This is a genomic window from Allohoeflea poritis (genome assembly GCF_027889715.1).
In the GTDB taxonomy this organism is placed as follows: domain Bacteria; phylum Pseudomonadota; class Alphaproteobacteria; order Rhizobiales; family Rhizobiaceae; genus Hoeflea_A; species Hoeflea_A poritis.
The window spans coordinates 133,327-145,582 of the sequence record NZ_JAPJZH010000012.1 but is presented as its reverse complement, the minus strand read 5'-3'; the positions used below and the strand labels follow the sequence as shown (position 1 = coordinate 145,582).

Genomic DNA, 12,256 nt, shown 5'->3' with positions numbered 1-12,256 from the left:
AATGGCTGGTCTTTTTGATGGGGCGACCGTCCTGATCACCGGTGCGTCGGGTGGTTTCGGCAGCGCGGCGGCCCGGCGCTATGCCGCCGAGGGCGCCCGTCTTGTGCTTTCGGACTATGACGAGAAGGCGCTTGACGCTATTGCCGGCGCGATCAGCAATGACCATGGCTGTGACATCGCGTCGCTTGCCGGCGATATAGCCGACGAAAGCCTGTCGGAACGGCTGGCCGCGCTTGCCGTCGACCGTTTCGGCCGGCTCGACGTGGCGCTCAACAATGCCGGTATCGCGCAGGATGCGTTCGCCAAGCTGCCGAAAACGGATTCGGCGGAAGCGCGCCGCATTTTCGATATCGATCTTGTCGGCATGTTCTATGCCCTCAAGCATCAGCTTCCGATTATGGAGAGACAATTCCGCAGCAGCGGAATGGGCGGCGCGATCGTCAATGTCGCCTCGGTCGCCGGTGTTACCGGTGCTTCCGGTCTGGCCGTTTACGCGGCCGCCAAGCACGGGGTGGTCGGGCTGACCCGTTCGGTCGCGCAGGAATATGCGCGGCTTGGCGTGCGCATCAACGCGGTGTGCCCCTCATTTGCCCGCACGCCCATGGCGACCGAGATGCTCGGCGTCGAGGTGCGCGGCAGGATGGTCACCGAAGAACAGCTTGTGCGCGGCATCCCGATGGGCCGCCTTGCCGAAGTCGAGGAAGTAGTCGAGGCGTTCATCTTCGCCTCGTCGCCCAAAAACTCGTTCATGACCGGCCAGACCATCCATGTCGACGGCGGCCTGACCGGGTATTGAAGTCGCTCAGTCGCCGATCTCCGTGGGCCGCTTGGCGATGGTGTCGAAATAGTGCGCGGCAAAGAAACCGGCGTCGATATCGAGCAGCGCCGTGTGCTGCGGACGTTCGCCCCAGACCGGATCGACAGTCGGCTTTCCGGCCGGATTGAAAATCGTCTGGCCGATGCCGAGACCGTCGGTGACCGTTGCCAGCGCGCCGCGCTTTTGCATGTAGACGCCGGGGATCGTCAGATAAGCAAGCGCCATCACGTCGTGCGGAATACAGCCATTGATCCCTGAGTGGCTGCGGTAGAAGCGGGCATAAAAGCGTGCCATGTCCGACAGCAGCTTGCCGACCCTTGGATCGGCCTCTTCGAGGTCCGCGAAGAAATGCGGTGACAGCACCACCTTCGTCGTGACGTCGAGCGGTGCAAGAACGACCGGCCAACGTGCGGCGAAGACCTCTTCGGCCGCATGCGGATCGTTCCAGATATTGGCTTCCGCGACAGGCGAGACATTGCCCGGTCTGTAGACCGCGCCGCCCATGACGCACACGGATTTGACGCGGTCCGCGATCATCGGATCGCGCTCCAGCGCACGGGCCAGATTGGTGAGCGGCCCGACGGCGCAGATATCGATCTCGCCTGGCATTTCCTTCGTTTTTTCAATCAGGTAATCCGCCGCGTCGCGATCGGTTGCGGTCTTGGACGATTTGGGAATCTCGATCTCGCCAAGTCCGTTCTGACCATGAACGAAATAGCTGTGGGGCTTGGGCTCCATGACCAGCGGACGGCTTTCACCGCGCGCCACATCGGCCTCGTAGCCGAAATAGTCGAGCAGGGCGAGCGCGTTGTCGGTTGCCTCGTCGACCGACACATTGCCGAAGATGGTGGTCAGGGCGACGAGGTCGATATCAGGGTGGGCGATGGCATAGGCGATGGCCATCGTGTCGTCGATGCCGGGATCCGTGTCGATGATGATCTTGTGTTTCATATCCGTCCGTTTCTTGTTTTTGATTGTGCGAAGAGACGCAGACCGTGCGTATATTGCCGATGCGAAGTCAAGCGAATTTGCCTGACAGCCTTGCGATGCAAGAGGGAGTGGCGTTCATGTTCGGCGAAAACAGGCCCTGGTGGCTGCTCGGCGCGCTCAGCGGCGTGCTCGGCCTGACGGTTCTCGACGAGACCGTCGTGGGTGTGGCGCTTCCGACCATTCGCAGCGATCTCGCCATGGGGCAGTTGGCATCCCACTGGGTGGTCAATGCCTATTTGCTGACCTTCACCTGTTTCGTGGCTTTTGGCGGCCGTCTTGGCGACGCGCTCGGCCATGGCCGCGTTTTCCAGGCCGGCGCCGCACTGTTCGCCCTGGCCTCGCTTGCCGCCGGCCTTGCGCCGACGGGCGGCTACCTGATTGCCGCAAGGGCATTGCAGGGCATCGGCGCCGCCGTGATCTTCCCCGTGTCGATGGCGATGGTGACCGTCAGTTTTCCGCCCGAGAAGCGCGGTACGGCATTTGGTCTGCAGACGACTGTCGGCGGTATCTTCATGTCGAGCGGGCCGCTGATCGGCGGCCTGTTTTCGCAAGAGCTGTCCTGGCGCTGGATATTCCTGATCAACCTGCCGATCGTCCTCGTCATCGCTTGCGTAGTCCTTGCCACCTGGCAAAGCACCGACGAGAACAACTCAAAAGCAGGGGAACGGTTCGATACCGCCGGCTTTGCAACGCTTCTTGTCGGCCTTGTCGCGCTTGTCGTCTTCCTCATGCAGGGGCCGGAGTGGGGCTGGACCAACCCGTCGGTCCTGATGCTGCTGGTTATCGGCCTGTTGCTGATGATCGCCTTCGTTTTCATCGAGTTGCGGCGCCCCGATCCGCTGATCGAGCTTGATCTTCTGGCAATACGTACCTTTACCGGCGGCACGCTGTCGTTCTTCGTCTTCCAGTTCAACAAGATCGTCATCTTCGTCTTCGTGGCGATGTTCCTTCAGGAGAAGCTGGGGCGCACGCCGGTCGCATCCGGCCTTGCGGTGATGATCGCCATCCTGCCGACGCTGCTCACCTCGCTGATCACCGGCCGGCTGACCGATCGGCTGGGCGCCCGGCCGCCGCTGATGCTCGGCTTTGCCGTCAACGGAGCGGCCGTTTTGCTGATCGGTCTGCTCAGTACGCTGGAGAACTACTGGCTGGTCGTGCTGCCGCTGATCTTGTGGGGCGCGTCGTTGCCTTTCGCATCGATCCCGGCCAGGCGCGCGCTGATGGGCGCTGTCCCGAAACCGAAGCACGGGCAGGCAAGCGGCATCAACCTGACCATCCAGATGTTCGGCGGCACGATCGGCATGGCGCTGTGCGGATCCATCCTGGCCGCAACGGGCAGTTATCAGTTGGTCTTCATGATCACCGGATGTCTTGTTCTGGCGACCGTCTTCGTGATCTGGTCCATGGTTGAACGCGACTAATCGTCAAACCGCCCGGGCCGGCAGATATCCAACAGTCCGACCTCGATCCTGTCGAGGATTTCGACGGCGGCAAACCGGCCGATCGCCGGCGCCAGCGTAATGCCGGAATGCATGACCGCCAGGTAAAGGCCCTCGATCTGGCCGGCAAACCCGACGATCGGCAGGCCGTCAGAAGGGATGGGGCGCCAGCCGACCTCGACATTGTCGAACCGGACGTCACGCGCGCGCAGAAAGTCGTTTTCGATGGCCGCAAGAATCCGATTGGCGACCGCGTTCGGTCCGTTCTGGCCGGAATCGTCAATATAGGCTGCAGCGGCCAGCAATTCGTGTTCGGAGACCTGACGAATTTCCATCGACGGGTGGATGATGACGGAGCGGGCGAGGGGCGTGTCGGTGCGGAAGCGTGCAATGATCGCCGGCGATGCCTCCACCGGCACTGACAATCCGAGTTCGCGCGTTAGCGTGTTGGTACCGGTTCCGGCGGCGGCGACAACCACGTCGGCCTCAAGGAGGGCGCCGGCGACCCGCACGGCGCTGATCCGGCCATTGGTCGCCACAAGCGCCTCGACCGTCTGTGGGGCGAGGATTTCCGCGCCGGCCTGCCGTGCCGCGCGCAGGAGAATACGGGTCGTCTCGACGGGTTCGGCCGCGCCCTCGTTTGCCGCATAGGCCGCCACAGCCGGCGGGTTCTTCAGATTCGGTTCCATCCTGGCGATTTCGCCGCCATCCACGAGGCGTACGTCATAGCCGGCCTTTGCGAGCCTGCGGGCACGTTTTTCCGTTTCGGCCGGGCCTGCCTTCCAGATGAGCGTGCCGTTCCATTTGAGCGGCAGCGCACCGTTCAATTCCTGCTGCAGCCTGTGATATTCGCCAATCGCATGGTGACGAAGCCGCATATAGGGCATCGTCCTGCCGCTCCAGGCGTTGATCCAGGCAAATGATCTGGCCGTGGCGCCCTGCTGCGGATCATTGCCGTCGATCAGGGTTACGGCGGCGCCCCGGCGCGCCAGATGATAGGCGATCGATGCGCCGACGATGCCGCCGCCGATTACGATTGTCTTGGGTCCGGAATCCGTCATCCAGCGATCCCGCGCGGTTCTTCGGCCTTAAGGCTTCTCCGGCGTCTGGCAATAGAGCCCGTAAAGCGTTTCGAGGATCGCCTGCACTTCCCTTGAGGCAAGGGAATAATAGATCGTCTGCGCATCGCGGCGCGTCTTGACGAGTTTCAGGGCGCGCAGCTTGGCGAGGTGCTGGGAGAGCGCGGATTGGCTGAGATCCACGGTGGTCGCCAGCGCGCCGACCGCCATCTCACCGCCGACGAGATTGCACAGGATGAGAAGGCGCTTCGGATTGGCCATCGCGGCAAGCAGCTGCGCCGCCTGTTCGGCGTTGCCGGACAAGTCCGCCTGGCCTGTTCTTTCCTGCACTGTCTGCGCCATGGATATTCCAGTCCTTCTTGGTCGATCCTCACATTCTTATATAAGCAAATTCGAAAATAATTCTATCCCCGGCCTTCGCGCGCCGATTTGGCCATGTCGGCAAGGGTCGGCGCAAGGCGTGCGGAATCCTCCAGGACCCGGTCGAACTCGATGCGGGCCAGCCGGTCGCCGCTGACGATTTCGAAGCCGGCGGGGTCGATGCCGCTGATCTGCCATTTACCGGTTTTTTCGCCAGCAAGCACACGCGCATAGACCTCGACCGCGTCCGCATGGTCGTCATTCATATGCTCGATTGCGCTTTCTTCCATCGCGGCGAGCGCCTCCATCGCACGCGAAGCGATCAGGAAGTCCTTCGGGGCAAGCTGGTAGGCCTTGCCGAAACCGCCATTGAGGCTCGCGGATATGGGATCGAGGCGATAGAAGGCGAAATCGCCGAAATCGGCATAGAGAGCCGATTTGGGATGACGGCGCAGGAAGCGCGCGCGAATTCTCGCATGCCGCTCCTCGTCGCGTCCGATTCGTTCCGCCGTGCATTGCAGCGTGATGCGCGGATGGGCCAGCGGATCGCCCTTGCCGGGCGCGCCGAGCAGCAATGAGACCCGCGGATCGTTCTTCAGGCCGGACGTATGCCCCGACAGGTCGGAAACCAGAATGACGGGCGTGCGGTCAATGTCGTTGGCAACCGCCGCGCGGCTGGCAAACGGATGGCCGCCGTCCGGAAGCAGGACGGCCAGCGATCCGTAGCGCGAGCTGCTGACGAGACGACGCGCCAGGGCGCGTGCCTCATCGTCGGTCTGGCGTATTGTCTCTTTCTTCTCGGGCATGGGACGCCGTCCGGCTCACTTCGACGAAAATCTGGGTGCGACGGCCGGCATGATATGGCCGGCAACTGTGTCAAAGCTCTGACGGGCCTTGTTGTGGGGATGATCGGCGGCTTCGCGCGGCGTCAGGACGGGCGTGACGCAGGCGTCGCTATCGGCAAAAAGCGCCGCCCATTCATCGCGGCTGCGGGTCCGAAACGTGTCGGAAAGCAGCGTCCTCAACGCATCCCAGTGGGACCTGTTGTATTGTCTTTCGAGCCAGACGGGATCGAGGCCGAGACCTTCGACCAGCGCGGCAAAGAATTGCGGTTCGAGCGGCGCCACCGCGACAAAGCTCCCATCCGCCGTCTCATAGGTGTCGTAGAACGGACAGCCGGAATCGAGAAGGTTGGAGCCGCGTTTGTCGCCGTCCCACAGGCCGGAGGCCATGAATGAGAAGATGGGCGTTGCCAGCATGGCCGATCCTTCCACCATCGCAGCGTCCACGACCTGGCCTTTGCCGGTTTGCGCGCGCGCATAGAGCGCCGACAGGATGCCCATGATCAGGACCATGGTGCCGCCGCCATAATCGCCGACCAGGTTGAGCGGTGGAACGGGCGCGCCGTCGCGGCGGCCGATCATCGACAGAACACCGGACATCGCAATGTAATTTAGATCATGGCCCGCCCGGTCGGCCATCGGGCCGTCCTGACCGTATCCGGTCATGCGCGCGAAGATCAGCCCCGGATTGTGGGCAAGCATGGCATCCGGGGAAAGGCCCAGCCGTTCCATCACGCCGGGGCGGAAGCCTTCGACCAGAACATCGGCGCCGCCGATCAGTTCCAGCGCCTCCAGGCGGTCTTCCTCGGATTTGAGATCGAGTTGAACGATCTGCCGGTAAAGCACATCCGGATTGGTCTGGGAGTCCAGCGGCAGGAAAACGGCGGACCGTCCTTTCGCCTCGATGCGGGTGACGACGGCGCCAAGGCTGGCAAGGATGTAGCAGGCAAAGGGGGCGGGGCCGAGCCCCGCCATTTCAACGATTTTCAGTCCGTTGAGCGGTTTGCTCATGGCCTTATTTCGGGGCCAGCCGGATTGCGCCGTCGAGGCGGATGGTCTCGCCGTTCAGCATGGTGTTGTCGATAATGTGCATGACGAGCGCCGCGAAATCCTCGGGCGTTCCGAGCCGGGAGGGGTAGGGCACCGAAGCCGCAAGGCTGTCCTGGACCTCCTGCGGCATGCCCATCAGCATGGGTGTACCGAAGATGCCGGGTGCGATGGTCATGACGCGGATGCCGAAACGGGCCAGCTCGCGGGCCGCCGGCAGAGCCATGGAATGAATGCCGCCCTTCGAGGCCGCATAGGCCGCCTGGCCGATCTGGCCGTCAAAGGCGGCGACCGATGCCGTGGAGATGACGACCGCGCGCTCATTGTCTTCCATCGGATCGAGCTTGGCGGCGCGATCGGCAACGAGCCTCAAAAGATTGAAGGAGCCGATGAGGTTGACATTGATGACGCGTGAAAAAAGCTCGAGATCATGCGGGCCTTCGCGGCCGACAATGCGGCTTGCATTGGCAATGCCGGCGCAGTTGATGAGGATGCGGGCCTCGCCATGGGCGTCCGCAGCGGCCGCGACGGCCGCTTCGGCCGCCGATGCACTGGCCACGTCGCATCCGAACGCCACGCCGCCGATCTCATCGGCTACGGATCTCGCCTGCTCCTCGTTGATATCGAGGACCGCGACCTTGGCTCCCGCCGCAGCGAGCGCCCGCGCCGTGCCGGCGCCCAGTCCCGATCCGCCGCCGGTGACGATTGCAGCGTGTCCGTTTACCTTCATGGATACCTCCCATACTGAATGATCGCTTTTGCCTAACGCCCGTTCGGCGCGGCAGTTTGATCACTGGGTGGCAGACTGTTTGTGGCTGGTCAAGCCCCTGACGATGTCCTGTGCGGTGATTGTGCCGACCAGTGTGCCGTCTTCGGTAACACCGATCGTGCCCGTGGATTTTGCAAGCGTGTCCAGAATCTCGGTCAGCGGCGTATCCGGCCTCGCATTGGCGATGTATTCGGGCGCGGCGGCCTCTGTCGTCGCGCCGGTCATGACATCGCCGGCGACCAGCATGGAGAGCGGGTTCATATTGGCGACGAAATCGGCGACATATTCGTTCGCCGGGTTCTGGACAATTTCCTGCGGGGTGCCGCACTGGACAATGCGGCCGCCTTCCATGATGGCGATGCGATTGCCGATCTTGAAGGCCTCGTCGAGATCGTGGCTGACGAATATGATCGTCTTGCGCAATTGCTCCTGCAGTTGCAGCAATTCGTCCTGAAGCCGGGTGCGGATCAGCGGATCGAGCGCCGAGAATGGTTCGTCCATGAGAAGGATGGGCGCGCCGGTCGCAAAGGCGCGGGCCAGGCCGACGCGCTGCTGCATGCCGCCGGACAGTTCGTTGACCCTGCGGCCTGCCCATTCGGAGAGGCCGACCAGTTCGAGCTGTTCCGCAACCTTGGCGCGGCGCTCGGGTGCCGGCATGCCCGACAGTTCCAGCCCGAAGCCGACATTGTCGGCGACCGTGCGCCAGGGCAACAGTCCGAACTGCTGGAAGACCATGGCGACGCGCTCCATGCGCAGATGGCGCAACTCGCCGGAGGGGCAGCGTTGCGGATCGACATAGTCGTCGCCATTGTCGACCAGCGCTTCGCCGCGGATCACCGGATTGAGACCATTGACGGCCCGCAAGAGTGTCGATTTGCCGGAGCCGGAAAGCCCCATCAGGACGATGATCTCGCCCTCTTCGACATCGAGGTTCGCGCCGGCGACGCCGAGAACCTGCCCGGTTTCCTTCTGGATGGTCTCGCGGCTTTCGCCCCGGTCGACCAGCGGCAGGGCCGATTGCGGATCGTCGCCGAAGATAATGTCCACATCCCTGAAACGAACGACCGGCTTGCTCATTTCTGTTCCTCCCCGGCGCGGAACATGCGGTCGAGGATGATGGCGACCACGACGATGACGAAGCCGGCCTCGAAGCCAAGCGCGGTGTTGACCGAATTGAGCGCGCGCACCACCGGAACGCCAAGCCCGTCGGCGCCGACCAGCGCGGCAATCACCACCATCGACAGCGACAGCATGATGGTCTGCGTAAGCCCGGCCATGATCTGCGGCATGGCATAGGGCAGTTCCACCTTCCAAAGGAGCTGGCGCTTCGTCGCGCCGAAGGCCTGGCCGGCCTCGAGCAGCGCCTTGGGCGTCGAGGAAATGCCGAGATGGGTGAGGCGGATCGGCGCCGGCACCACGAAGATCGCCGTCGCGATCAGGCCCGGCACCATGCCGATGCCGAAAAAGACGATCGCCGGAATGAGATAGACGAAGGTCGGCAGGGTCTGCATCAGGTCGAGAATGGGGCGGATCGTCGTGAAGAGGCGCGGCCGGTGCGCTGCGGCGATGCCGACCGGAACGCCCACCGCCATGCATACGAGGCAGGCCGAGAGGACGAGCGTCAGGGTCTCGGTGGTTTCTTCCCAATAGCCCTGGTTGACGATGAACAGGAAGCCGGCAGCGACGAACGCGGCTGTCGATATGGAACGGCGCAGGCTGTAGGCGAGCGCCACGAAGGCGGCAATGACGAGAAGCGGAGGCGGCGTCTGCAACAGCCATAAAATGGCGTCGATGGCGGCTTCGAGCACATTGGCGAGACCGTCGAAAAACCAGCTGCCATAGTCGATCAGCCAGTCAACGACCGCCTCCGACCAGTCGCCAACCGGTATCTTGTATTTCGTCAGCCATTCCATCCCGGCTCCCCCCGTCCAGTCTTCGTCACCCAGTTTGGAATGCCGTGCGGCCTCTCCGCAACCCTGTTGCCGACAACAAAAAACCGCCCCGCTCAGGTCGGGGCGGCTTCATGTCTTTGCGTGCTTACATGCCGAGGCTGGATTTCACGGCCGCGAGGCCGTCGCCGCCATCCGTCGTGGTCACGCCGGCAAGCCAGGCTTCAACCATGGCCGGGTTCTCCTTCAGCCACGCCTTGGCGGCGTCGGAAGGGTCCTCGCCATCGTCGAGGATGGCGCCCATGATCTCGTTTTCCATCGCGAGGGAGAATTTGAGGTTCTTGAGCATGGCGCCGACATTGGCGCATTCGTCGACATAGCCCTTGCGGACATTGGTGTAGACCGTCGCGCCGCCGAAATCGGGGCCGAAATAGTCATCGCCGCCGGCAAGATAGGTGAGTTCGAAATTGGCGTTCATCGGATGCGGCGCCCAGCCGAGGAAGACGATCGGTTCGTCGCGCTTGTCCTTGCGGGCGACCTGCGCCAGCATGCCCTGTTCGGAGGATTCGGCCAGCTCGAAGTCGTTGAGGCCGAAGGCGTCCGAGGAGATCATGTCGAGAATGATGCGGTTGCCGTCATTGCCGGGCTCGATCCCGTAGATCTTGCCGTCGAGGGCATCCTTCTGCGCGGCGATCTTGCTGAAATCGTCAATGCCGAGCTTGGCGCCCGCGGCATTTGTCGCCAACGTGTATTTCGCGCCTTCCAGGTTCTCGCGCACGGTCTCGACCGATCCGTCCTCGCGATAGGGCGCCAGGTCTGCCTCCATCGTCGGCATCCAGTTGCCGAGGAAGATGTCAATGTCGCCGTTCTTGAGCGATGTGTAGGTCACCGGTACGGACAGCACCTTGATATCGGTCTCATAGCCGAGCGCATCGAGAACGGCGGTGGTCGCGGCGGTGGTCGCGGTTATGTCGGTCCAGCCAACATCGGAAAAGCGCACGGTCTTGCAGCTTTCGGGTTCGGCTGCCATTGCCTGCGCCGAGACGGCGGCGGTAAAAGCCAGCGCCAGCATAGAGGTTTTGATGGTTGTCATGTCGGACCCCCCTTTTGTTGTTTCGGATGTGCCAGTTGTCGTTTCGATTTTTCCGGCGCATCGCGCCACAAAGTCCGGCGTTTTGCAAGCTTTTATTGAATGATTGTTCAAGATAAACTGGTTTTTGCCGGCGACTTGCCCATAATACCGGCGATCTGCATCAGAACAAATCCGGGCGAGGGGAGCTGAATGCCCAAGGTAGGAATGGAGCCGATCCGGCGCCGGTCACTGGTGGAAGCGGCGATATCGGCCATTCACGACCGCGGATCGCTCGATATCACCATCCGCGACATCGCGCTTCGCGCCGGAGTGTCGCAGGGGCTCGCCCACCACTATTTCGGCAGCAAGGATGCGCTCATCGTCTCGGCCATGCGCCATCTGCTGACCGAATATGGCCTGCAGGTACGGCGGGAGCTGAAGAAGGCGGACAGTGCGCGGGCGCGGATTTCGGCGATCATCCATGCGAGCCTCGGGCCCGAACAGTTCAGGCCGGAGACTGTCTCCGTCTGGCTGGTGTTTTATGTGCATGCGCAGGAATCGAAGGATGCACACGCGCTGCTGTCGATCTATGCGCGCCGGCTCTCCTCCAACCTCGTCTACAGCCTGCGGCCGCTGGTCGGGCCGCGGGCGCGAACGGTCGCCGAAGGCATCGCGTCACTGATTGACGGGCTTTATATCCGCAAAGCGCTCGGAAGCCTTGAAAGGGACGTCGTGGCGGAACGGCTGGTGGAGGACTACGTGGAGCGGCAGCTGGGGGATGCGTTCGGGAAGACTGAATAGTGCATGTTTGCTGCCGGCTACGGGTGCGGCCGATCGGTTTTCTCAAGTGCTTTGATCCAGACTGGTCTAGTTCAGGCGATCAGAGCCACCAAGGGGAATCGTGACACCGACTTTTGCTCCAACGCCATAAGCCATGTCGGATGCAGCCTGAATGGCTGTGCCGCCGCGACTTGGATAGTCCACGTTCGGCGCAGCCGAATTCAGATCGGCAAAGACGTTGAAATTCAATAGTGCACGGCCAAGCGGAACGCCAACGCCGGCGTTAACGCCGGCGCGAAAGGCGATTTCGTTTTCGGTGTCACTGGCACTGGCCGCGGGTAGCGCCGTGCCGAACTGGTTGACGGTCATCTTCGTGCGGTTAACACCCGCCGCTCCCCAAACGCTTCCATAGACGATAACGTCTTTGTATGGCTGGACCTTGCCAATCCCAAACTTCGGGCCAAAAAATGTGGAGCTCAGGTCCAGATCAAGATTATGAGAGAAGAACGGACCGCCGCCGGAGACCTGTTCCCTCAGACTGTAGTCAAAATCGCTGTGTTCAACGATCGGCCCGGCCCAAACGTCAAATCCGTTCAGTTGCCCCGTGAAGCTGACCTCACCACCTATGCTGAAATAGTCCAGTTCCAGCGCAATGTTTCGAGAGTCTGTAATCGGAGTCAGAGCCGGGTTGCTACCGTCAATAACTGTAATAAATCCGTTTTGAGTCGTGTCTCCGATGCGTTCCATATGGCCGGATCGTGCAGCTCCAAAAATCCTGAATACCGGGAACAAGCCGTTTTCGGGCACTTCCGGGGCCAGGATGAGTGAAAACCCGGGAGCGGAAAAGTCATTGTCGAAGCTGTCGTGGTGGGATCCGAGTCTCAAGGACGAACCGTAAAATCGCGTGGTATTGGCGAAGAGTGCAATCTCACCGACGCCATCTTCTCCAGTCAACGATCCGGTCGCGAACAAAACCTCCCCGTTTAGTCGAGAAACGGACCGGCCTTCGGCATCAATTGTGCTATCCACGTGCGTATCCACACCACCAACCTGCGGCTCTATCGCCTTGACGTCGGAAGCAGGTTTGAGACAGAAAATTCCGGCAAAGAGCAATAGAGGCAAGGTGGGCTGAGTTCGCACGGTGTTTTCCCCCAAAAACGGCGCGACTGAAA

Annotated in this window: 13 protein-coding genes; 3 read left to right on the top strand and 10 right to left on the bottom strand. The window is 62.0% G+C overall.

The features are described 5' to 3' along the window. Position 1 precedes the first annotated feature (1 nt). Positions 2-796 carry an SDR family NAD(P)-dependent oxidoreductase gene (locus tag OOZ53_RS18710; protein WP_271091225.1) on the top strand — a complete coding sequence of 265 codons (795 nt, stop codon included), beginning with the start codon at positions 2-4 and terminating at the stop codon, positions 794-796. 6 nt (positions 797-802) lie between these two features. Here the strand turns inward: OOZ53_RS18710 and OOZ53_RS18705 are convergent, their stop codons facing one another. Next, positions 803-1,768, bottom strand: a complete 966-nt coding sequence (locus OOZ53_RS18705) for a nucleoside hydrolase (RefSeq protein ID WP_271091224.1) — start codon at positions 1,766-1,768, stop codon at positions 803-805. 116 nt (positions 1,769-1,884) lie between these two features. Between OOZ53_RS18705 and OOZ53_RS18700 the strand changes: the two genes are divergently transcribed. Next, positions 1,885-3,228 (top strand): MFS transporter, encoded by a 1,344-nt coding sequence (locus tag OOZ53_RS18700; protein ID WP_271091223.1) that lies wholly within the window; start codon positions 1,885-1,887, stop codon positions 3,226-3,228. On the opposite strand, the gene OOZ53_RS18695 is transcribed toward OOZ53_RS18700, so the two are convergent. From OOZ53_RS18695 to OOZ53_RS18660, 8 genes are all read right to left on the bottom strand, one after another. Further along, positions 3,225-4,307: an NAD(P)/FAD-dependent oxidoreductase gene (locus OOZ53_RS18695; RefSeq protein WP_271091222.1), complete on the bottom strand. Its 1,083-nt coding sequence runs from the start codon at positions 4,305-4,307 to the stop codon at positions 3,225-3,227. The two genes, OOZ53_RS18700 and OOZ53_RS18695, sit on opposite strands and share 4 nt — an antisense overlap. 27 nt (positions 4,308-4,334) lie before the next feature. Beyond that, on the bottom strand, positions 4,335-4,667 hold the full coding sequence (locus OOZ53_RS18690) for an ArsR/SmtB family transcription factor (protein ID WP_271091221.1): 333 nt from the start codon (positions 4,665-4,667) through the stop codon (positions 4,335-4,337). Between the two features lie 62 nt (positions 4,668-4,729). Beyond that, a complete protein-coding gene (locus OOZ53_RS18685; protein ID WP_271091220.1) occupies positions 4,730-5,491 on the bottom strand; it encodes a HugZ family pyridoxamine 5'-phosphate oxidase in 762 nt (253 codons plus the stop codon). A gap of 15 nt (positions 5,492-5,506) precedes the next feature. Continuing rightward, positions 5,507-6,538 (bottom strand): CaiB/BaiF CoA transferase family protein, encoded by a 1,032-nt coding sequence (locus OOZ53_RS18680; protein WP_271091219.1) that lies wholly within the window; start codon positions 6,536-6,538, stop codon positions 5,507-5,509. A 4-nt stretch (positions 6,539-6,542) separates the two neighbouring features. Beyond that, positions 6,543-7,304: an SDR family NAD(P)-dependent oxidoreductase gene (locus OOZ53_RS18675; protein ID WP_271091217.1), complete on the bottom strand. Its 762-nt coding sequence runs from the start codon at positions 7,302-7,304 to the stop codon at positions 6,543-6,545. Positions 7,305-7,364: 60 nt separating this feature from the next. Then, positions 7,365-8,420 carry a choline ABC transporter ATP-binding protein gene (gene choV / locus OOZ53_RS18670; protein WP_271091216.1) on the bottom strand — a complete coding sequence of 352 codons (1,056 nt, stop codon included), beginning with the start codon at positions 8,418-8,420 and terminating at the stop codon, positions 7,365-7,367. Next, positions 8,417-9,256 carry a choline ABC transporter permease subunit gene (gene choW / locus OOZ53_RS18665; RefSeq protein ID WP_271091215.1) on the bottom strand — a complete coding sequence of 280 codons (840 nt, stop codon included), beginning with the start codon at positions 9,254-9,256 and terminating at the stop codon, positions 8,417-8,419. Before choW ends, choV begins: the two co-directional genes overlap by 4 nt. A gap of 124 nt (positions 9,257-9,380) precedes the next feature. Further along, positions 9,381-10,325, bottom strand: coding sequence for a choline ABC transporter substrate-binding protein (locus OOZ53_RS18660; RefSeq protein WP_425499183.1), 945 nt, complete (start codon positions 10,323-10,325; stop codon positions 9,381-9,383). Positions 10,326-10,514: 189 nt separating this feature from the next. Between OOZ53_RS18660 and betI the strand changes: the two genes are divergently transcribed. Beyond that, positions 10,515-11,105 carry a choline-binding transcriptional repressor BetI gene (gene betI, locus OOZ53_RS18655; RefSeq protein WP_271091214.1) on the top strand — a complete coding sequence of 197 codons (591 nt, stop codon included), beginning with the start codon at positions 10,515-10,517 and terminating at the stop codon, positions 11,103-11,105. Positions 11,106-11,171: 66 nt separating this feature from the next. Here betI and OOZ53_RS18650 read toward each other — a convergent pair whose 3' ends face one another. Continuing rightward, positions 11,172-12,224 carry a hypothetical protein gene (locus tag OOZ53_RS18650; RefSeq protein ID WP_271091212.1) on the bottom strand — a complete coding sequence of 351 codons (1,053 nt, stop codon included), beginning with the start codon at positions 12,222-12,224 and terminating at the stop codon, positions 11,172-11,174. Between the last annotated feature and the right edge of the window lie 32 nt (positions 12,225-12,256).